Origin of the sequence: Uliginosibacterium paludis (assembly GCF_039631355.1) — a bacterium.
Taxonomy (GTDB): Bacteria; Pseudomonadota; Gammaproteobacteria; order Burkholderiales; family Rhodocyclaceae; genus Uliginosibacterium; species Uliginosibacterium paludis.
The window spans coordinates 1-20,537 of sequence record NZ_JBDIVF010000004.1 but is presented as its reverse complement, the minus strand read 5'-3'; the positions used below and the strand labels follow the sequence as shown (position 1 = coordinate 20,537).

General features: G+C 55.1%; 26 protein-coding genes and 1 tRNA gene. 23 read left to right on the top strand and 4 right to left on the bottom strand.

Translation table 11 applies throughout. From position 1 onward, the window contains the following. Positions 1–303 precede the first annotated feature (303 nt). The 20 genes from ABDB87_RS12155 (at position 304) to ABDB87_RS12065 (ending at position 12,935) form a co-directional block, all read left to right on the top strand. Positions 304–750, top strand: coding sequence for a tetratricopeptide repeat protein (locus ABDB87_RS12155; RefSeq protein ID WP_345927369.1), 447 nt, complete (start codon positions 304–306; stop codon positions 748–750). Positions 751–1,326: 576 nt separating this feature from the next. After that, positions 1,327–1,749: a hypothetical protein gene (locus ABDB87_RS12150; protein ID WP_345927367.1), complete on the top strand. Its 423-nt coding sequence runs from the start codon at positions 1,327–1,329 to the stop codon at positions 1,747–1,749. 108 nt (positions 1,750–1,857) lie between these two features. Then, positions 1,858–2,295 carry a hypothetical protein gene (locus ABDB87_RS12145; protein ID WP_345927365.1) on the top strand — a complete coding sequence of 146 codons (438 nt, stop codon included), beginning with the start codon at positions 1,858–1,860 and terminating at the stop codon, positions 2,293–2,295. A gap of 96 nt (positions 2,296–2,391) precedes the next feature. After that, on the top strand, positions 2,392–2,961 hold the full coding sequence (locus tag ABDB87_RS12140) for a hypothetical protein (RefSeq protein WP_345927364.1): 570 nt from the start codon (positions 2,392–2,394) through the stop codon (positions 2,959–2,961). Positions 2,962–3,061: 100 nt separating this feature from the next. After that, a complete protein-coding gene (locus tag ABDB87_RS12135; protein ID WP_345927362.1) occupies positions 3,062–3,460 on the top strand; it encodes a DUF7668 domain-containing protein in 399 nt (132 codons plus the stop codon). Between the two features lie 124 nt (positions 3,461–3,584). Then, a complete protein-coding gene (locus ABDB87_RS12130; RefSeq protein ID WP_345927360.1) occupies positions 3,585–3,932 on the top strand; it encodes a hypothetical protein in 348 nt (115 codons plus the stop codon). Between the two features lie 125 nt (positions 3,933–4,057). Next, positions 4,058–4,345 carry a hypothetical protein gene (locus tag ABDB87_RS12125; protein WP_345927358.1) on the top strand — a complete coding sequence of 96 codons (288 nt, stop codon included), beginning with the start codon at positions 4,058–4,060 and terminating at the stop codon, positions 4,343–4,345. Between the two features lie 150 nt (positions 4,346–4,495). Continuing rightward, entirely contained in the window at positions 4,496–5,080 is a 585-nt protein-coding gene (locus ABDB87_RS12120) for a DUF4304 domain-containing protein (RefSeq protein ID WP_345927356.1), read from the top strand. Positions 5,081–5,187: 107 nt separating this feature from the next. Next, the gene (locus ABDB87_RS12115) at positions 5,188–5,580 is read left to right on the top strand and encodes a hypothetical protein (protein WP_345927354.1); all 393 of its coding nucleotides are present in this window, start codon (positions 5,188–5,190) and stop codon (positions 5,578–5,580) included. Positions 5,581–6,013: 433 nt separating this feature from the next. Then, positions 6,014–6,187 (top strand): hypothetical protein, encoded by a 174-nt coding sequence (locus ABDB87_RS12110; RefSeq protein WP_345927352.1) that lies wholly within the window; start codon positions 6,014–6,016, stop codon positions 6,185–6,187. 132 nt (positions 6,188–6,319) lie between these two features. After that, positions 6,320–6,967 carry a hypothetical protein gene (locus tag ABDB87_RS12105; protein WP_345927350.1) on the top strand — a complete coding sequence of 216 codons (648 nt, stop codon included), beginning with the start codon at positions 6,320–6,322 and terminating at the stop codon, positions 6,965–6,967. A gap of 102 nt (positions 6,968–7,069) precedes the next feature. Then, the gene (locus ABDB87_RS12100) at positions 7,070–7,465 is read left to right on the top strand and encodes an ankyrin repeat domain-containing protein (RefSeq protein WP_345927348.1); all 396 of its coding nucleotides are present in this window, start codon (positions 7,070–7,072) and stop codon (positions 7,463–7,465) included. Positions 7,466–7,576: 111 nt separating this feature from the next. Then, positions 7,577–8,134 (top strand): zinc metalloprotease, encoded by a 558-nt coding sequence (locus ABDB87_RS12095; RefSeq protein WP_345927346.1) that lies wholly within the window; start codon positions 7,577–7,579, stop codon positions 8,132–8,134. Positions 8,135–8,228: 94 nt separating this feature from the next. Beyond that, positions 8,229–8,699 (top strand): DUF6998 domain-containing protein, encoded by a 471-nt coding sequence (locus ABDB87_RS12090; RefSeq protein ID WP_345927344.1) that lies wholly within the window; start codon positions 8,229–8,231, stop codon positions 8,697–8,699. 66 nt (positions 8,700–8,765) lie between these two features. Further along, positions 8,766–9,188 (top strand): zinc-ribbon domain containing protein, encoded by a 423-nt coding sequence (locus ABDB87_RS12085; protein ID WP_345927342.1) that lies wholly within the window; start codon positions 8,766–8,768, stop codon positions 9,186–9,188. Positions 9,189–9,285: 97 nt separating this feature from the next. Next, complete coding sequence (locus ABDB87_RS12080; protein WP_345927340.1) at positions 9,286–9,669, top strand: hypothetical protein; 384 nt, start codon at positions 9,286–9,288, stop codon at positions 9,667–9,669. Positions 9,670–9,800: 131 nt separating this feature from the next. Next, on the top strand, positions 9,801–10,160 hold the full coding sequence (locus ABDB87_RS12075; RefSeq protein WP_345927338.1) for a hypothetical protein: 360 nt from the start codon (positions 9,801–9,803) through the stop codon (positions 10,158–10,160). A gap of 112 nt (positions 10,161–10,272) precedes the next feature. Further along, a complete protein-coding gene (locus tag ABDB87_RS12070; protein ID WP_345927336.1) occupies positions 10,273–10,662 on the top strand; it encodes a hypothetical protein in 390 nt (129 codons plus the stop codon). Positions 10,663–10,770: 108 nt separating this feature from the next. Continuing rightward, complete coding sequence (locus ABDB87_RS20575) at positions 10,771–11,061, top strand: YceK/YidQ family lipoprotein (protein ID WP_353978513.1); 291 nt, start codon at positions 10,771–10,773, stop codon at positions 11,059–11,061. A gap of 1,451 nt (positions 11,062–12,512) precedes the next feature. Continuing rightward, positions 12,513–12,935, top strand: coding sequence for a WapI family immunity protein (locus ABDB87_RS12065; protein ID WP_345927334.1), 423 nt, complete (start codon positions 12,513–12,515; stop codon positions 12,933–12,935). A gap of 941 nt (positions 12,936–13,876) precedes the next feature. Here the strand turns inward: ABDB87_RS12065 and ABDB87_RS12060 are convergent. After that, on the bottom strand, positions 13,877–14,896 hold the full coding sequence (locus tag ABDB87_RS12060; RefSeq protein ID WP_345927332.1) for an IS110 family RNA-guided transposase: 1,020 nt from the start codon (positions 14,894–14,896) through the stop codon (positions 13,877–13,879). Positions 14,897–14,983: 87 nt separating this feature from the next. After that, positions 14,984–15,250: a hypothetical protein gene (locus ABDB87_RS12055; protein ID WP_345927331.1), complete on the bottom strand. Its 267-nt coding sequence runs from the start codon at positions 15,248–15,250 to the stop codon at positions 14,984–14,986. Between the two features lie 181 nt (positions 15,251–15,431). Between ABDB87_RS12055 and ABDB87_RS12050 the strand changes: the two genes are divergently transcribed. Then, positions 15,432–15,626, top strand: a complete 195-nt coding sequence (locus ABDB87_RS12050; RefSeq protein ID WP_345927329.1) for a hypothetical protein — start codon at positions 15,432–15,434, stop codon at positions 15,624–15,626. Between the two features lie 56 nt (positions 15,627–15,682). Here ABDB87_RS12050 and ABDB87_RS12045 read toward each other — a convergent pair whose 3' ends face one another. Beyond that, complete coding sequence (locus tag ABDB87_RS12045) at positions 15,683–16,468, bottom strand: hypothetical protein (RefSeq protein ID WP_345927327.1); 786 nt, start codon at positions 16,466–16,468, stop codon at positions 15,683–15,685. 2,048 nt (positions 16,469–18,516) lie between these two features. On the opposite strand from ABDB87_RS12045, the gene ABDB87_RS12040 reads away from it, so the two are divergent. Together ABDB87_RS12040 and ABDB87_RS20570 are read left to right on the top strand one after the other, a co-directional pair. Then, positions 18,517–18,708: a hypothetical protein gene (locus ABDB87_RS12040; RefSeq protein ID WP_345927325.1), complete on the top strand. Its 192-nt coding sequence runs from the start codon at positions 18,517–18,519 to the stop codon at positions 18,706–18,708. Continuing rightward, positions 18,656–20,338, top strand: coding sequence for a recombinase family protein (locus ABDB87_RS20570; protein ID WP_385919156.1), 1,683 nt, complete (start codon positions 18,656–18,658; stop codon positions 20,336–20,338). Before ABDB87_RS12040 ends, ABDB87_RS20570 begins: the two co-directional genes overlap by 53 nt. Here the strand turns inward: ABDB87_RS20570 and ABDB87_RS12030 are convergent. Beyond that, a tRNA-Met gene (locus ABDB87_RS12030) sits at positions 20,295–20,371 on the bottom strand. The genes ABDB87_RS20570 and ABDB87_RS12030 overlap by 44 nt on opposite strands. Positions 20,372–20,537: the final 166 nt, after the last annotated feature.

Below are 20,537 nucleotides of genomic sequence, written 5' to 3'. Positions count from 1 at the left end.
ATTCGTCAGTTGATCTCTGGCGGTAAAGCGTCTTGGTTAGAATCGAAAGGCTGGCAGAGTCAATTTGTCTGTTCGGCATGTGGTCAGCTGTGGGAGCTTTCAATGCCAGATCATGCGTACCGAGGCTTTCTCAAGGCCATTTCTAAAACGTCTCTGCGCATTGCGGAGCTCAAGGAAAATCGCGGTGGTGGCTCTGATCTCTAACAATTCCGTCGAGAGGGACCGCCCACAAGCTGCGCTTGTGGGTTCCCTTCGCGGCTTCGCCGCTACGGCGGCCCCTCACGTCAAACGTTAGATTTCACGATGCCAACTGAACTGCCTGCCTCATTGCACGCCCGCGTTCAACAGTTGTCTGCCGAGGGCGATACCCTCGCAGAGTCCGCAGCTTATGAAGCTGCAATCGCAAAATACAATGAGGCATGGGAGCTTGTGCCTGAGCCCAAGAGTGATTGGGAGGCGAGCACTTGGTTGCTAGCCGCAATCGGTGATGCATGTTTTCTCTCTGGTTACTTCACGTCTGGCATCGAAGCGTTTGATTACGCGCTTACTTGCCCACGCGGTTTCGGCAATCCATTTATTCACTTGCGTCTCGGTCAGTGTCGCTTTGAAAAGAATGAACACCAGGCTGCAGCCGAGCATCTAGGGCGCGCATACATGCTTGAAGGCAAGGAAATCTTCGCGGCCGAGGATTCCAAATACTTCGAGTTTCTGAAAACCAAAATTCAAAAACCAGCGTCGGGGGTATGGTGAAATCTAACCCGGCAGTCAAGCGGACCGCTGCAAGCTGCGCTTGCAGTTCCCTCCGCGCTGCGTGCTCCGGCGGCCCCTTACTTCTACGTTAGCGTTTCATATCCATTGCGCCGCGATCCCTCAGATTGAAACGCGCGCTTCGCTGGCACGAAACGGGGATACAAACCTTGGGGCCGAAACCCCCGAAATGACGTTTTTTCTGCTATTCAGCGAAGCTGATTTAGACAGAGCGCTGCATAAGCGAGCTTGATGCAGACGTCTGCTAAAGCAGCTTCGGTCGAACGCAAAAAACAGCCCTTGGGCTGTTTTGCATTTAAGCTTGTCAGCACCGAATCATTGATCAAACCGAGCCTGGTACAGTGCTCAAGAGAAGTCAGGGCCAGCAATGGACATGAAAGCTAACGACTCGTTAGAGCCTACACCGCACACTACGTGTGCGGCTGCGCCCCACTTGTCAGCTCGCATGACAAGCTCGGCACCCCTCATCGCCTTGCCGCCTCGGGCAGCCCGCTTGTCAAAAGCGCGAGCAGCCTGCGGGGGTGAGGCTCAACTCGGTTCACGTTAGACCGCATCCCAATGGTTACCGTCAAGTTGGCTGATGTACTGTATGGGTTCGAGTTTTCCTGCTTCGATGGGCCGTTTGAAGCAATGGCTTATGTGTGTCGAGAAACGGGGGCCGTTTATTGCACCTCTGAAGATGAAAGTTTCGAATCAGATTTGCCCCCTGATCTTGAAATCTCAGATAGGTACGTTGCCCTACCGAGTAAGAATGATTTAGATCTGGGAAGGAGTCTGGCGCTTTCCTTTATCGAAAAAGCTGCTCCCTCTGATTACGAAGCTGTGCTCGGCTTCTTCCGGAAGCGTGGCGCCTATGCCAAGCTAAAAGAGCTGCTTGAGCGCAAAGGTCTGCTCAATCAGTGGTATGAGTTTGAGCGAGCCTCGATCGAGTCGGCTCTTCGTCAGTGGTGCCAGGAGAATGGCTTTGAAATCGTCACCTGATTGCCCGTCACGGTCTAACCCTGCAATCGAGAGGGACGTCCGCAAGCTGGCGCTTGCGGTTCCCTTCGCCTGCGGCTCCGGCCGCCCCTCATCTCCACGTTAGAGCCCATGATGTCGTCGCAAGCTGAAGCTCTTGTCCCCTTCAAACTTCGAGATGGTCTTCATCTTGAGTCGAAGGGCTTGTTGCTCCCGTGGAATGCCTCTGCCGAAGAGCTGGCGAAGTATGGTTCCCCGCAAGAAGACCGCCATCACATATTTTGGAATGGCGTAACCATCTTCGATGGGCTTGAGGTTGATGTTCTATGTCGTCGCCAATCTCGTAATGTTTTCGAGATTAGCCATCGTCTCCAATCAAATAGTGCCCGCGATGAATTCCTAGCCTTGAAAGATGAGTTAGCTTCTCGTCTCGGCGCCCCTCATGAAAGCGCTTCTCTCGAAGCTGATTACCCAAAGGTTGTCTGGCGCTATGGGCGTGTTCGTGTCAGCCTTCTTATCGCAGATCGGTTTGGTGAGTATGTTTCATTCATGGTCTCAAATAGGCTCTAACCATTCCGTCGAGAGGGACCGCCCACAAGCTGCGCCTGTGGGTTCCCTTCGCGGCTTCGCCGCTACGGCGGCCCCTCACGTCAAACGTTAGGCACTATGAACGCGACCGTACAGCGTATTGCCAAACAGCCACACATTGCTGAAACTTTGGCGACCGAATTCGATATTGATTTTTCTCGCCCTTACGATGCGAATCTTTGGTTTAGCGTACGGTCTGAGGAAGAGTTTTCTCCGTTCGCGGGCGAAGGAGCGGGCGGAGTATTCCTGCTCGGGAATTCTAGCGGGTTCGTTCTCTTTGTCTCTTCCGAAGGGCAGGCCGGGGTAGTGGCCGCATCACTGACTGAGTTCCTTCAGATTGTCCTCGCCTACCCCAACTGGCGTGATCTGCTCAAATTCTCTGGTGGTGGCCAGCTTGCTGAGATGGAGCGAGCAGCTCCGTTCATCAACCAAGAGGCTGCCGATGACATCGTCAATATCGAGGAGTCGCGCCGCACTGTTATTGATGGGCTTTCTCTGTCTCCAGCTCCATCTCCGATTTCAGCACTTCACCATGCCGTCACTGTTCTTGGGAAAGAAATTTCCGTACATGCGCCCGACGGTTCGAAGTGTGAAGGGCTATTTGGCTCATTTGTAGTTGAAAACAATCGGATGTGGCGCGATGCCTAACACTACAGTCGAGAGGGACAGCCAACAAGCTGCGCTTGTTGGTTCCCTCCGTGCTTCGCACTCCGGCTGCCCCTCACTTCCACGTTAGGCGGTTGAGCATATGGACCACCTGAGCCAGCGCATAGATGTACCGGTAGTTAAAGATGAGGAAAACGAAATTCCCGTCCCTTCTATCTGGCGTCCTGTGTTCCGCAATATCGTTAGCGCTTTCGCCAAAGGCGACTACTCGCTTGAAAGTGGAGTTGATTGTGTTTTAGCGATAGCCCCAGACACTGCAAACCAAATTGAAGAGTACATCCACGACTACGGAGAGAATCTCATCGAGTTGCCGGAAGAATCATGGGATACGTCAGTATGTATTTGGATGGGCGAGAGATGGGATGTCCTCGTAGATTTGTGGACAGAAGGAGAAGGCCGCAGTGATTTGGTGCTGAGCGCAAAAGTTTCAGAATCAAAATCTGGCTTTATCTTCGAGGTCTATATGGTCTACGTTCCCTAAACGTAATGCGCAATAGTTCAACACGGCAACCGCCTAACCCTGCAATCGAGAGGGACGCCTGCAAGCTGCGCTTGCAGTTCCCTCGCCTGCGGTTCGGGCGCCCCTCATCTCCACGTTAGACATCATGGCTACGTACGTCCCATTTCTCAGCATTGAAGACGAAGATGACCTCGTCGTGTCCTTCGGCCTTGGAGCCCAAGCACAAACGAGTTTGACTCTTCTTCGCTCCCCACAGCTTGAGTTCGCGCTTCATGAAGAGGATCGAGGCGTATCGGTCGGTGGAGAATCAGAAAATGGCGAACGCGAGCTTTTAAAGGCGATTACCTGGGGGCGCAACACAGTGGAGATCTTGTCTACGATTCGAAGATACGCACTGAATGTAAGCGCGGTCGATCCAATAGAAATACAAGAAGCGAAGAGAGTCCTGCGCAAGATGAACTTCGACAACAGCTTCGAGGTGAAAGATGTCTAACCCTGCAGTCGAGCGGGACAGCCAACAAGCTGCGCTTGTTGGTTCCCTTCGTGCTTCGCACTCCGGCTGCCCCTCACTTCCACGTTAGCTTGCTTGTTCCGCATTTTTGCTTTCAGGGAGACTTTATGCTTCGCTGGTCAGTTTTGAGCAAAAAAAACCGTTTGCTATTTTTTGTCTTTGCAGCTTTCGGCTGTCTTTGTATTGTCGCAGCGTTCGCAGGGCAACAATCTCCCGCTGCTATTCTCCAGCAGCTAACAATTGGACTTGTAATCACTGCTGTGGCTGTCAATCCGGCAAACTATATCAATGGCATCGTTTTCAATTGGTCCACTCAATCCGCCGCCAGCAAATTTCTTATTTTCCTTGCTGGTGCTTGTCTGGTCGTTTCCATGTCGCTCAAGTGGTTTGCATAGCCAAATAATGCGCACATTCTTCAGTCAATCAAATTGCAGCCAAAGAGCGCTAGCTAACACGTCAATCAACCCGACCGCCCAAAGCTGCGCTTTGGGTTCCCTCCGCTCCGCTCCGGCGGCTGGTTATCTCCAACGTTAGGCCTTGCTTCTATGAGCGACATTGCGCAGAGCATCGACGAAGTTATTAAGCTGGGGCTCGCAGACCTCCTGAAAACAAGCGGCTTCAAGAAGTCGGCGAGAAACTGGCACAAAGCCGATGGCGAAAACTGGCTTATTGTTAATGTGCAGGCAAGTAGCTCTAATCTTGGCGGAGAAGGGAAATTTGCAATTAATCTCGGGGTTTATTCGGCGTCGGTTGCTGCACTGGCGGGGCAACAAACTCTGGAGGGAAAGCCCAAAGAGTACGACTCAACAATTCGCGAACGGCTCGGGTTTCTTGCGTACGGCTTTGATCACTGGTGGGTCATTGATCCAACATCAGACTTAGGGTCTGTCTCCAAAGACGTAGTTGAAAAAATGCAATCGGTCGGTTTGCCATGGCTTGAGCTTCATCGAGACATCTCGCAACTTGCGGCCGCCTTAAAAGACAACCCATCTTTGTTGTCCGTCTCCGCGGCTTGGCTGGCAGGCAACAAAGAAGAGGCAACTCAAAGGCTTCAGGCAGCTATCGCCTCTCGGCCGGCAGCGAAAGGCCGCTTCAGTGCGTGGGCGGTCAAGAACGGGGTTGCTCTTTGAGCCATCGGCCTAACACTACAGTCAAGCGGACCGCCACAAGCTGCGCTTGTGGTTCCCTCCGCGCTTCGCGCTCCGGCGTCCGCTTACTTCCACGTTAGGCTTTCTATATGTTCGGATTTTGGCGCAAGCGAACGTATGAAGACCCGAAGCTTGGGCGCTTCGAGCATGCGGGAAGAATGTGGCATCCCAGCGGGCTCTCGAGCGGGTTGGGAGTCTCCCTCGAAGGAGGAGTTGAGCGCCCGGAACAGAAAGCTATTGAGGTTGCTCGCGAGTTAATGCAGTCCCCTGGTCAGTGGATTGGGGCTGCCAAAGATTACGTTTGTGCAAACCCCCATGCATTGAAGTTCATGGATGGCAGTGGAGAATTGATCTGTGATGGATTCACTGTTTATCAGTCGGGTCAATTTGCTGTTGAGTTCTCCCTCACTGATTGGCCGGATGCAATGATTACCGTCCCATTTAAAGATGGCGCCCCATGCGAAGTCCAGCTCGGCGACTGAAGCCTAACCATTCCGTCGAGAGGGACCGCCCACAAGCTGCGCTTGTGGGTTCCCTCCGCGGCTTCGCCGCTCCGGCGGCCCCTCACGTCAAACGTTAGAAATGATCTTCAGAGTCGGTGGGCTATTCATTCTGTGCGTTTTTGGCGCGATCGCGCTTAGCAAAGTCTCGCCTTTTGCCGGCATTGGTTACGAAGCGGGCCTATTACTTACAACCGTTGTGTATGTATCACTGGTTACTCTGTCTCTATGGGGCCGCAGAAAATCACAAGAACCAAGGAGCACAACCCTTCCCCCGTGGCCTCGCCAACCTTGGGGCATGCCAGTGGTAGCTTCAGCAACGCTCATACTTCTCGTCGCCGAGCTATTCAATGAGTCTGTGTGGTCATCTCTACTTCGTTCAACTGGGGCCGCAATATTTGGAGTCGGGATCTTGATGTTTTGCAAGATCGCTTTGCAGCAGGGCTACTTCCCCGGCGGCATTAGTCAATACGGAAAGTATCGTGGTATTTCACGAAAAGAAGATGCCGCGCAGTTTTTTGCCACGATTTCTATTTTCTTTATTATGGCTATTGGCTGTTTCTACGTGGCGTTACTGCCATGCTTGTGAAACTCGTGCCCGTGATCATTCGCCTAACAATTCCGTCGAGAGGGACCGCCTGCAAGCTGCGCTTGCAGGTTCCCTTTGCGGCTTCGCCGCTACGGCGGCCCCTCACGTCAAACGTTAGGCTCTCGCTTCCACATGATCTGCGAACATATATATTACAGCCCACCAAAATCAGGTTCGTTTGGTCACCATACTCGCATACGCAATCAGCAAAAATCGTGGTCATTGATTTATGATTTCTTAAAGTCAAGAACTGACTCAGATTTAAAAATTTCGCAACTGACATGCGTCGGCCCAAGCGAATGGACAGAAAAAATTATTTCGGATGATTGTATTGATAAATCAAAGAGACTCTTTGGTGAGCCAAGAATTGATGTCTCAAGCAGAAAATGGGATTTAAGCCAAGAGCAAGTACAAAGTGCGCTGAATCTCGTTCTTGAAATAGACAAAGGTCCAAAGCAAATACTTGGTCCTATTGAACTGTATTTGCTCTATTCATTTGAATGGAAAGCCAGCCAAATCAAACAAAATCCAATCGGCGGCACACAAACTCCAAAATCTTCCATTGGCGTATATGTCGGCCACCAAACTGTGTTTTTTCAGCCAGACTTCAGGATTTATCTTCCAGAAATATCTTCAGAACTCAAGATGTTTTTATTGGATATTGAGAAATGCCTTCCTTTTAGGTTTCGCGACAATTATTTTAAGAAAATATCTCCTTCCAAAAATGGGAAAAGCATCCGATCGATCAAGCTCGATAAAGGTTGGCTGCATGAAGTCTAACCATTCCGTCGAGAGGGACCGCCCACAAGCTGCGCTTGTGGGTTCCCTTCGCGGCTTCGCCGCTACGGCGGCCCCTCACGTCAAACGTTGGGCGTCATTATCATGGCCATGAATGAACGTGTCGTTGAATTGCTGAATCGCATTAAGAGCTCGCCCGATTTCAGTTACGTGGTCTTCGACTCCATCAATGCAACAAATGCGCTTGGAGACAATGCTCTTCATTCTGTTTGTGTATGGGGCGATCTAGAGTCCGCCCAGCTTCTCGTCTCCAATGGCATTAATATCCATCAGGAGGGTGAGCTTGGCTTTACTCCGTTGAGAGTCGCGGTTGATTTTGGTCACTTCAAAATTGCCGAGTACCTAAAAGCCAATGGGGCTGATCCAGCATCCATTTACGCACCTGAGAGGTTCGACCGTGAGCGGAATGATCTCCATTTAAAAAAGCTCGGGGAAGAAATTGAGGCTCTAGAAAAGCACATCGAAGGAGAGTGCCCGTGACGCCCAACAATTCCGTCGAGAGGGACCGCCCACAAGCTGCGCTTGTGGGTTCCCTTCGCGGCTTCGCCGCTACGGCGGCCCCTCACGTCAAACGTTAGCTTCTTCGCTCGCATGAACGGATACATCGCGACCAAATCAATCAAAATCCTCGGCGCCCCAGTGCACATTCACTGGTCGGTCGTTGTAATAGGCACCGCGCTTTTTGTTGGCGCGATACAAACACCGTTCCTCGCTTTTGAATGGTTGGCCACATACTTGGCCATCATTTTGATACACGAGGCAGGTCACGCATACGTCGCAAAACGCCTTGGCTATCGTAGTCATGCGATTTATCTGACTTTCATTCACGGCCTATGCGTCTTTGAAGCGCCTTATTACGAAAAAGAGGCCAATCAGGTCGCGTGGGGTGGTGTCCTCGCTCAGCTTGCGCTGGCCTTACCACTCGTTGTTCTCTCTTTGATCATTGGGGACGAGCAACCCCCTGCCGTACGCGTTCTTACAACGAATCTTGGCTACTACAATCTTTTCATCGTTGGCTTCAACCTTATCCCAGCAAAGGGGTTTGATGGTGAGAAGGCATGGCGTCTCATCCCCGCTTACATCAATGAGCTTCGAGCACGCAGCGCAGCCAAGAAAGTAACAAAAAGGATCATTCGTCGTGTCAAATGAAGCTAACACTACAGTCGAGCGGGACAGCCACAAGCTGCGCTTGTGGTTCCCTCCGCTTCGCTCCGGCTGCCCCTCACTTCCACGTTAGCCCTCTATGAATGCCGCTCAACAATTAGCCATTACCGGTTTCTTTGATTCAGTTTCGCAGTTGGAGGCTGTTGGAGTCATCCGTTCATCACGTTTCCTCGGAGACATTGGCGAGTTCCTCGCTAAAGAGGGGTTTGGAGTAACGCTGGTAAATCAGCTACGCCAAACGGGCCATGACGGCACGGACCAAGACGGCAAGGTTCAGATTAAATTCAACAACTCGACCGAAGGAAACAACATCAATGTTGGCAACCCCAAAGACTATGAAACGCTAATTGTAGTTATCGGCCCGCAAAGCAAGCTACGTGAAGAAGGTCACGGCCCCAATGAGTTCCGCCTTTACCGTTACTCGAAAAGAGATGTCGAGAGCTGGAGGAGCAAGTCCGGCGGCTATTACTGTGCCAAGGAGAGGCTTGCCAGTTGCGCCACTAAGAAAGTCCTTACGACTCATGAATGCCAATCTGATGCCGAGGGCTAACCAATCATTCCACCGGACCTGCGCGAAAAGCCGCGCAGTCCGGTGAATTCAAACGTTAGGCATTTGATGGTTACTCGCTCTCCGCCAAAGCAAGTCCCGGCAAATCCGCGCGAATGGTCCGTGGAAAGTCAGCGCTCAGTCGCAGCAGAGTTCACTCGGTTTTACACCGACAAACACTACAAATGTCGTCAATGCAAAATTGATTGTGTGTTTTTGGCCGTCGATCAGAAGCGCGTCTACGAAGAGAAAAAGTCAAACATCAATCAACAAAGAATTCTTTGTGAAAAATGCTTCCAAAGAGCATCCGAGATAAACGCATCACTTTTGAAGTTTCAAGAAAGATGGGCGGAAGAGAAATCGTTGCTTGAGAAAAACAAAGAGTTTTTGTCTCAGTGGCAGTCTCTTCTCCTGGAAAAAGATCGCTATATTCGTGGCCACAGTGATGAGGCCAAGAAAAATATGCTTGCGAGGCTAATTAAAAATGCCTAACCATTCCGTCGAGAGGGACCGCCCACAAGCTGCGCTTGTGGGTTCCCTTCGCGGCTTCACCGCTACGGCGGCCCCTCACGTCAAACGTTAGGCAACCATGCTCTCAGCGATCTTCACTGCTTTGGCCGCCTTAGTTGGCTACTTCACTTGGTCTTTGCTTTTCATTTTTATAAAAAGCAATCCGATTGGAGCTGCCGACAGCATTGATTACCTCGTTGTGTATTCGCCGGTTGTGTTTTTCGCGATCCCGCTTTCCATGTGGCTCTACATGTCGGGTCAAATTGCTTCGCCCGCATGGCTTCTCGCTCTCACTCCAGTATTAAGCGCCCTGAATTTTGCAGCAATTGTTTTCTGTTCGGGAATGTTTGGAGTTAAGGCTTTTTATCCATCTCTCGCGGCAGCATGCGTCTGGCTAATATTGTCAATGCCGGTGTTTTTTAAAAAACACGACATCCCGACGAATAACACTATTGGTGAATAACGCAGATCAGTATGGCTCTCTTAAATACGCCTAACCATTCCGTCGAGAGGGACCGCCCACAAGCTGCGCTCGTGGGTTCCCTTCGCGGCTTCGCCGCTACGGCGGCCCCTCACGTCAAACGTTAGCCATTTATGTTCGATTCCGGCGGGCCTTCTTTGCTTCCAGTGTTAGCGCGCGAGATTTCATCTGCGCTCGTTAGCATTGGAAAGCCCGAGCTTGCTGAACAAGCGCTTCGTGTGGTCGTTCCGCTTCAAAGGTTGTCGGGTGAGGAAAGCTGCTTTTCGTTTCTCGCTTACCCTTGGCCACGGCTCACCTATGAAGAGCGCTGCGCCATTGAGCTTCAAGAGCATGAGCCGATTGTTCTGAAGCTCGAAGGAGCATCTATTCAGATTGATCTGGATGATTTTGGGCAAATCAACTGGCTTAAGATCAGCAATGCTTCAGGTTGGTTTCGTGATCTCGATCAGCTCATGAAAGCCAACCAAGAATGAAGGGGTGCGTAAAAATGGCTAACCCTGCAATCGAGAGGGACGTCCGCAAGCTGGCGCTTGCGGTTCCCTCCGCCTTCGGCTCCGGCCGCCCCTCATCTCCACGTTATGCGTCATGATTTCTGAGCCCGAAGTACGTCAGCTACTAATTGATTCCTGTGCGGTCACGTCGGAGGCTGAGCGCCGTATTCTTGCTGAGCTTCAATCGCCCGAGTTCATAACTTTGTTGGTGCACATCGCAGTCGATGCAGATGACTATGAAGGTGATGCACCGATGCAGGCTTCTTACTTCCTGACAAAAGCTCTACCGAGCCTCACTCGGCCTCATGAAGCCGAGTTACTTAAATTGCTTCATACAGCTCAAGGCTATGCTGGCAGCGTTGCTCTTGTACTTGGCCGTATGAAATCGTTAGAGGCCAAGCCGTTCATAGCAAAGGCTGTAGCAGATGGTTGGTGGCCTGAGCATTTCTTTCAAGAAGCGCTCTCGTGCTATGAAAACGCATAACAATTCCGTCGAGAGGGACGGCCACAAGCTGCGCTTGTGGTTCCCTCCGCCTGCGGCTCCGGCCGCCCCTCACGTCAAACGTTAGACAACACTAGATCCAGCTGAGCCATGATCAAAAAAACTGCCTGCATAGCCTTCAGCCTACTCTTGAGTGGTTGCTCATCTTTAGCCGTTCACTCAGACGGCTTTGGTTATCCATACGCAGGCGCTGAAAAATCTATTACCCAGATGCCATGTGCAATAGGCACTAGCGGCGCAGCACTATTTATTCCCGTCCCATTTATTCTTGCTGATCTACCACTGTCCGCAGTACTTGACACACTGCTCCTGCCCTTCGATTTAGTTGTGACCTCAAAGGAAAAAAGGCAAGAGGTGGTCGGATTGAAGGGGTGTAGTTAAATTCCGTCGTGCCTGCTTAGACTCCAAGCTCATAAACAATGCAAAAATCGTCTAACCCTGCAATCGAGAGGGGCGTCCGCAAGCTGGCGCTTGCGGTTCCCTCCGCCTTCGGCTCCGGCCGCCCCTCATCTCCACGTTAGACTTTTGAATCAACAGTCCGGTTCTTCAATGTTATGAATACAATTACTGCATTCCTCTTGGCTTTTGTCTCGGTGCTATGTGCGTCCTGTGGGCTTATGCCCCCTGAGCCGAAGCAAATGTACGCAGGTCCGTCGCAGCCTCTTAGCGATGTGGCGGTAATTTCAGAAGGTTCCAGACAGTGGCGGCATGTATTTCAAATTGATGGGGAATACGTAGTCAATCCGGTCGTCGGTGGGGCACCGTTTACGAAAGGACTTCTCGTTCTGCCGGGAAAACGGATATTAAAAGTAAGATACCTAAACGTTGATAGCTTCGCAGGCGGAGTTGTCACATCATCTAGGGCAGAAGCGGAGATTGAATTGGAAGCAAAGGCCGGCCACACCTACGTTCTTAACGGTAGACGAGGGTCAAGCGTTTTCACATTTTGGTTTGAAGACAAAGGTACAAACTACAATTTGGAATGCCTGGCTCCGGCTCTATATGAAAGAAAATATATAAAAGGAGAGGATGTTCCAGGTTGCTAATCCGAACGTCTAACCCTTCCGTCGAGAGGGACCGCCCAAAGCTGCGCTTTGGGTTCCCTTCGCGGCTTCGCCGCTACGGCGGCCCCTCACGTCAAACGTTAGACTGCTATGGCCGAATTCTTCTACGTTGCCCTTTCAGTAATTGGCTGCTTACTCATTGTCAGCTACGCAACATGGTTTTTGGTTGTGCGGTTGAAGGCGAAAGACAGCCCCGCACAAAGTTTTTGGCAATGGCTAAAGCACCTATTTGAAGGAGTAATGGGGTTATGAGGAAGTCTGTTGAAAAACCATTCTGGCCTACTCTTCCAATACCGCCGTCTAATTCACGTTAGAGCTCTATGCCAGCCTGCCCACAGTGCTCCGAGGTTGTTACGCTTAGCCGTTGGCTTCGCACATGCGGCCAAGGCATGAATTTGTCTACGCGTTGCAATAAATGTGGCTCGAAAATCCGGGCTTATATACCTTGGTATTTCTACATTCCTTGGTTTTTTGGGTCGTTTTTCGTTTTCATTGCGTATTTGAAATACGATCCCAATCTTCCGCTAATTTCTTTCGTCGCAATGCTACTGTGGGGATTTGCCTCCATTCCATTGGGTTATGTCTGGTTCGGGAAGGTGGCGATTGATGATGATTAGTCACCTGCCGGTTCCCACCATCATTCTTAGTGCTACCGAACCGCGTCCTAACTCTTCCGTCGAGAGGGACCGCCCACAAGCTGCGCTTGTGGGTTCCCTTCGCGGCTTCGCTGCTACGGCGGCCCCTCACGTCAAACGTTAGCCGTCATCAATGTTCCATCTCAGCAATCACGAAAATTTCTTCGAAATGTTTGTCGCCGTTGAAGAAGAGTCAAAGCTACCCAGCTTCGGAGACGCTCGCTTGGAGGTCTCTGCAAGTTCGCAAGGCTTTGAAGGCAAAGCCGCCGCTTGGGCACACGCGGAAGAAATGAAAAATTTCTGTTTGGGTTTGGTTACGCTCAACCAAACCCTATCAGGTGAAGCAAAGCTGTCGTCGATGTCACCGAACGAGCTAGAGTTAATAGTGTTTGCCTCCAATTCACGCGGTCATTTGGCCGTCGAAGGATCCATGGGCCATCACTTCATCGCTGAAAATGGAAGCTTCTGGCATTCCGTTTCCTTTGGCTTTGAATTTGAAGCGTCGCAATTAGCATCTGCCGTCAAAAGCCCTTGGGTGCAGCGCTATGTCGGCTAACCCTGCAGTCGAGCGGGACAGCCACAAGCTACGCTTGTGGTTCCCTACGCTTCGCTTCGGCTGCCCCTCACTTCCACGTTAGGCATCACAGTGCACCGCCCGCTCCGACTTCGAGACCTGATTCTCATCCTCGGTTTGTTCGGCCCGCTCATCGGCTACTGCGCTTACGGCGCGCTCACGGGTAGCTTGTACATACCATCACGCCGCGGTCCGGGAGGTGCCTACTTCACCGGGCTGAACGCATGGCTATTCGTAGTCAGCCTCAGCATCATTCTCCTGGCCATCCTAATCCGTGAGCGAGTGCTCGGGCACATGGGTAACCGCGCTCGCACCGCTACAGAACTGCTCTTGCTTGCTGTCGGGGTTGGGCTTCTCTTTGTGCCCCGAGGCGAACACACGGAGTGCGCCAACAAGTCCTACTCGCGCGCCGTTGCTGTCACCAATCCAGCCCCAAGCCCTTGCCGCTAGAAGAATAATGAATTCGTCGTTCTCCGCCCCGCCTAACAATTCCGTCGAGAGGGACGGTTTGCAAGCTGCGCTTGCAAATACCCTCCGCCGCTTCGCGGCTCCGGCCGCCCCTCACGTCAAACTACAAGGGCTTCCCCGTCGTTTGCAATAACCAAATGACGTGATGGTTTTAATACGTTTTCGCAGGGCGACATTGAGTGGCGCGTGACGAAGGAGTGGGACTGCGAAACTACAAACGGTCATGTTGGGCAATCGGTGGCCCGGACCCTGATGAAAGACGCGCGCGAGGGTCTCATTCGTTAGCCGGGATAAAACTTCTCCCCTTGACGTGACCAGACATACCTCGCGCGGGTCCAACCGCTTCGCATCAACGCGATACTCGCCCCTGCATGAACGCTGTTTTACGGCATGGCCGTGAATCCTTTCCGGCTTCTTCCTGCTGACTGCTTTTGAATGGGCGTGGCTCGCCGCTCTCAGCTCCTGGTGAGCCGGAACTCGTCGCCATAGTGCAAGGCCGCCCACGCGAGCCGCGCGTTCTTTGCGGCGATTGCCACGGCCGCTTTCCAGTAACCGCGACGCGCCACCAATTCGCGCACCCAGCGACTGAAGCGATCCTGCTTCTCGCCCACACTTGCCAGGATCGCTCTGGCACCCATGAGCAGCAGGCTGCGAAGATAGGCATCCCCGGCTTTGGTGATCCGCCCCAGCCGGGTCTTGCCGCCGCTGCTGTACTGGCCTGGCACGAGGCCGAGCCAGGCGGCCACCTGTCGTCCGTTCTTGAAGTCGTGGCCCGCGCCAAGACTGGCGACCAGCGCACTGGCGCTGAGGGGGCCTATACCGGGCAGTGCGGCCAGGGCGCGGGCGCGTGAGTCTTCGCGGGAGATCTGGCGGATGGCGTCGTCGTATTCGCTGATGCGCGCATCGAGCAGGCTGGCGTGTGCCAGCAGATCGTTGGCACAGCGGCGCGCCCAGCCCGGCAGGGCTTCCAGGTGCGGGAGGATTTCGCGCCGCAGGCGCTCGACCTTGAGGGGCAGCACGATGCCGAACTCGCTGATAAGACCGCGCAGGCGGTTGTAAGCGGCAGTGCGCTCCTGGACGAATCCTTGCCGGGTGCGGTGAAGGCAGAGCGTGCTTTGCTGGTGCTCGTCCTTGACCGGCACGAAACGCATGGCGGGTCGTGTCACCGCTTCGCAGATCGCGGCCGCATCGTTCGCGTCATTCTTGCCGCGCTTGCCACTGAGCCGGTACGGGGCGACGAACTTCGGCGCCATCAGTCTCACGGTGTGGCCCAGCGCCTGGAACTGACGCGCCCAGTGGTGCGCGCCCGAGCAGGCTTCCATGCCGATGAGGCAGGGCGGAAGACTGGCAATCAGTGGCAGCAGCTGCTCGCGTGACACACGAGGTTTGACCAGTTCCGGCCGGCCTGTCTCATTGACGCCATGCACGGCGAATACGTTCTTGGCGAGATCGATCCCGACGACAATAATGCTCATGGACTTCCCCTTTCGATGCTGTGTTGATGAAGCGTGGAAACTCCATCATGCGGCCTCCGCCGCAGCCTCGGGACGGGGAAGTCCCTTTCATTCGTTAGGCTTGAAAGCGTCCATTTCCGCTGCGGTCACATAAACAGTGACGCGAGACTCTTTCACCATTACCGTGCGCTTGCCTTTGTTCGGCCCGGTCTTGGCTTCACGGAAGATCGCCCCTTTTACTTCCATCACGTCACGCTGGCGGGGGTTGTCGCCAAGCCATCCGGCTTCGTACAGCATGAAACCTTCAGCAACCGGTCCGATCTTTTTCATTGCTGCTTTGCCGAAACTTGTTTCCAGAAAAATGTCTGCTTCCATGGTCCTTCTCCTTGTTTAAATTCAGCCTCTCAAGTCAATCCTTGTAACCATCTGATTCTTAAGGACGGTAAAGATTGACTTCCGGACGATTTGCGGCGCCTTCGGCCGATTACTTCGCTAACTCGTCGCTCCAGCGGGACGCTCGCAAGCTCGCGCCCCTGAGCTATGCGTTAGGCCAAAAATGAATGACGGCGACGATTTCTATCTTCAAGTTGCTTTTGCTCTGTCTGGCTGTCAGCTGGTCGAGCAAGAGTTGAAGTTGTACATAGCACATGCCCTTGAGCTGGTAAAAAAGTGCTTAGGTAGCCGCATGGTTTTCAAAATGAGTGGCGACGACTATGAAGATGCTTCACTAGAAAAGCTGATTGGGGTATGAATCGCCCCGGGTTTGGTGGAGGCCCTAACTCTGGAGAAGATAGGGCCACGAAGAAGTCAGCGAATGTCTTCCCCGACGACGATCAGCGCGCCGTGGCCGACTTTCTGGATGAAGTAGAGGTGGGGCCATTCACCGGACCAGCCTTTGGTGCGCGCTGCGTGAAACAGTGACCAGGATTGTTTGCGCACGCCTGCGAAACCGGGTTGGCGGGCGATGCGCTGGAGTGTGGCCGCCAGGGCGGGGTATTGCTTGCGATTGAGTTGGTCGGCGATGAGCACGTGGAGCGCTTCCATCTCGGCTTTGGTTCGGCGGAACGTCCAGGAGGCTTTGGCGCCTGAGCGGAGCAGCTCGTAACCGAGCCAGACCAGACGATCCTGCCGGAGATCCCGGAGTTGTTCCCGCTCATGCACAGGTCCGGCCCCCTCGGTGACGAGCAACAACCAGCGGACCCGCTCTTCGGCCGGCGTTTCGGTGACAGCGTCGCTTGTTGCGACCTCTGCGCTTGTGCCGTGCTCCTGCTGCTTCACCCTTCCGGGCCAGTACATCACCAGCATCGCATTGGCTTGGCCGCGCTGGCGACGCAGCGTTCTTTGCGCGGGTGAGAGACCGATGCCGTAGCGGGCATGAAACTTCCGCGCCAGCGCTTCGGCCTTTGAGGCGAGACACTCGCCTTGAGTGGCAAAGACATAACCACGGGGCACGAGGTCCACGACCCGGGTAAGGGCCTGGCTGACGGTGCTGGCAATGGGGGTGGTTGCAAGGCGATGGGCAGTCATGACGAACTCCTCGAAGTGGATGAATTCGTATAGCGCGAGGCGCGCAAAAACGCGGATGCAGAGCATGAACGCCTGTGCAGGGGAGGACAGGGGAGGGAAGGGAAGCAAAGGGAAGTGAAAGGGGGCGTCGCGGCGAATCTTCTCGCGAGCGATGGTGCAGGACAGCCTGGCCGCAGGAAAGGGCGCATGCGAGCAGGACAACGTCATCCTGAGCAGCCGCGAGGGGCGTGCTGCGCGCGCTCGCCAACTGGGGCGCAAGGCAGGTGTTTGCAGTGTGATGCGGTGTGGCGCAGCCACACGTATTGATGTTCCTAGAGTTTTGCAGCTTTGCCGAGGCCACAGACTTCGGCTGAGGCGTGAGCCGCAGCCGAAGTTGGTGTGCCGAGCTCACTGACAGTGGCCGTGAGGCCCTCATGTGATCGGATTTCGGGGCGCGCGCAGGAAAGGGGCGGGACGGCCCAGAAGCCGGGAGGACGCGACAGGCTCCTGCCAGTGGTCAGGGCTTAGGCCAGTGGCCAGGGGGTCGGCGCTTCGCCCCTTTGCGCCAGCAAAAAATATTCTCGTGCCGCGGTGTTTACCACCGCAGCGCTATACGTAATTGAGGACACACAGTCGAGACAGCAGGCGGCGCATCGACGCGTCCGCACGGCACGGGCCGGGCAGTCTGCGCCATGAGGATTCAGGGGCTGGAAGAGCGCCCCGCACAGAATGAGTCCTCATCGCGCAGACTGCCAACTGCATTCACACACAGGCCTTGAAGGCCGAGCCGGATGGCCAATCCGGAAGATGCTGGACCTGCCAGGTCCTCCATCGTGCTCCTGCCGAAGCCGTACGCCTCTAATAGGGCTCATACGGTTACGAAGGGCGCTTGGGGGTGAGACTCCCCTCTTCGACCCAATCCATTGGGGGCGGTGCATCCGCTTTCAGTCCGAAAGAGGTTGGGCGACACGGAAACGGCGCACGGCAGGAAATGGCCGTGTGACCTGTCATTTCGTAAAAGTCGGTACTCAGTCCGACACGGGGGGCGTTTCGAGAGAGCGCAACCCGTTCCGCACAGGATGGCTGCTGAGGCCGTGGTGACACGGCAGGGTATCAATGCGAAAGCAGGCGATACCGGCACCTCGGGAAACCGGGGGTCGCTGATAGCTCAACCCTGTAAAAGCACCCAGGCAAGGGTGCGATGCGGAGCAATGTGGGGCCATAGGCACTGAGCCATGGTTCGTCGTCGATGAAGCACCACCCTGGTACCTGAGCCGCTATGGAACATCGGGCCGGGGAAACCTGAGGGAAGCCGGAAGGCAGGGGGTGGGAAGCTGAGACAGTGGCATCACATTGCGCAGTAGCGGATGACTAACGTGGGAAGCTCTCAGTTGTCGTGTCGGGTGGCACCGCGCGGTAGCACAGCTGAGAGTGGGAGACTGACTGAGTAGGGTTTGACCCCTTGGGCGATACGACCGAAGCCCTGGGGAAGTGGTCCGGAGCGTTGCGCTGGCGACATGCGGCGCGAAAGGAAGGATCACGGCACGGCAGGCACCGTGTCCCGAAAGGTTGGGGCAGTGAGCGAAGTGTGTGAGAGGGGCTTGGCAGCCCCGTGCAGGAGAAGTAGGCCATGCGTGCGCCTTGGCCGGCCACGCATGAGCATCGGGGACTGACCTCTTCGGTGGTGCGAAGGGCACAACACCTGTCGAAGCGACAGGCAGGTCACAACTCAAACTCACGGGGGGCTGCAAGCTCGCGGCCCCCCTTTCTCCAGCGCAGGTGTCTTCATGACGCCTGCGCTACCTGGCCTGCGTGGCCCGGCGCAACAGCGCATCGTGCCGGGCCCGTGACGATCCTCAAAGCACAAGGAAACCGTGCGCAAGCCCCGAGGACATTCTATGTTTCCGTGACGATAGCCTCCGTTCCCGGTTTCATGTTCTGCCTCACTTGCGCGCCGGCGCCTCGCTCGCACGCTCAACCCGCCCCCGCCGCACTGACGCCTCCTGAGTCGTCTTCCCCCGCCTATTGCGGCTCTCCAGGGGATTACAAAGTTTTACATGCCGATCTACCCCGCCTTTGCGGTGGTGTACATCGGCATCGCTATACATGGTTCCAACCCGCGCAAATGACTCGCCATGGAACCGCATTACCCACCCGTCGCCTCCGCGCCGCTGCTGCCTGCAGAGCTGCAGCTGATCGGCCTGCTCGCCAGCATTGCCCTGGAGCAGACCGTGAAGAACATGCAGGCCTCCGGCCTTGACCAATTTCCCTACGATGACATCGAGGTGCCCCGTGAAGGCAGCCATCTACACCCGTTACAGCACTGACAAGCAGCGCAAGACCTCTACCGAGGACCAGCGCCGCAACTGTGAGGTCTTCGCGGTACGCGAGCGCATGGTGATCGCGCAGTGCTTCAGTGACGAAGAAATCTCCGGCACGGTGCGGGCACGCCCCGGCTACAGCGCCATGCTCGAAGCGGCTGAAGCCGGCGAGTTCGAAGTCCTGCTGGTCGATGACCTCAGCCGGCTGGCGCGGGATGCCACGGAGCAGTCCTTGACGCTCAAGCGCCTGAAGTTTCTTTCCATCCGGGTCGTCGGCGTCTCGGAGGGGTATGACTCGGATGCGCCCGGCGAAAAGATACATGCTGCCGTCAAAGGGATGCTCAACGAACTCATCGTCGACAACATCCGGTTTCAGACCAAACGGGGGCTGGAAGGGCGGGTGCTCAAAGGCCTGAGTGCCGGGGGCCGGGCCTATGGTTATCGCTCGGTGCCAGTCATCGAAAAAGGGCAGTCCGCCGGCTATGCACTGGTCATCGAAGAAGCGGAAGCGCGCGTCATCCGGCGCATCTGCACGCTGTTTGCAGAGGGCAACTCGCCCCTGAAAATCGCAGCCAGGCTGAACGAGGAAGGCGTGCCTTCCCCGCGGGGCGGCACCTGGGCACGTTCAGCCATCCACGGCGACCCGAAGAAGGGCAGTGGCATCCTGAACAATGTGCTCTACATCGGGCGCTACGTCTGGGACCGGGCGCACTGGGTCACCAACCCGATGACGGGCAAGCGCACGCGCAAACCCAACGACGAGTCGAGCTGGCTGATCGTCGACGTGCCGGAACTGCGGATCGTCCCGGACGAGTTATGGCAGCGGGTCAAGGCCAGGCAGGCCCGCATCGCCGACACCAGCGAGCGCAAGGCCCGGGAATCCGGACCGAAAGCCCGAACCGGCGCCGGGCCCAAGTACCTCTTCAGCAGCCTCCTCACCTGTGCCGAGTGCGGTTCCAACTACGTCATCGTGGATCAGTCGCGCTATGGCTGCGCCCGGCACAAGGACCGTGGCCCCGCCGCGTGTGCCAACGGGCTCAAGGTCGAACGGCAGGTGGTGGAGCAGGGCATCCTTGATGTGCTCAAGGCCCGCTTGCTCACGCCGGAAGCACTGGAGGCGTTCCGCCAGAGCCTGACGACACAAGCCGAGCAGTACCTGGATGAAGCGCGCCACCGCGAGCAGACACGGCAGGACAAGCTCAGCGAGGTTCGGCGGAGCATCGAGCGGCTCGTCGACAGCATTGCGAACGGCATCGATGCGGCACTCGTGTGCGACAAGCTCAATCAGCTGGGCAAAGAGCAGGCTGCACTCGAACAGGCGCACCGCCAGACGACCGACTGCGCGCCGACGGCGGCAAGAGTCATCGAGGCGGCGCTGGCGCGCTATGACGAGATGATCGCCCGTCTTGAGGATGTGCTGATGACGCGGGTACCGCAGGCCCGGGAACTGCTCCGGACGCTGTTTGGTGGCGCCATCGTTCTGGCGCCCATGGAAAACGGGACCCTGGAAACAAAAATGGCCGGCATTGCTGCCGGCCTATTTCCGATTCTTGCTCTCACTCCCGGGCTCGTCTCCGGAAGCGAAATAAATGTGGTTGCGGGGACAGGATTTGAACCTGTGACCTTCGGGTTATGAGCCCGACGAGCTGCCAGACTGCTCCACCCCGCGTCAGAGAGGCCGCACTTTAGCAAATGAATTAAGAAGAGTCCAGTTTTTTTCGTTGGCTGGTGTGGGTGAGTTGTCCGGCGGGGAGGGATCCCGAGTTCGACACTTCACCTCCAAAAACCGCCTTTCTTGACCTCTCGGCAACGTAGCCGTGCGGGTTTGCGGGGTG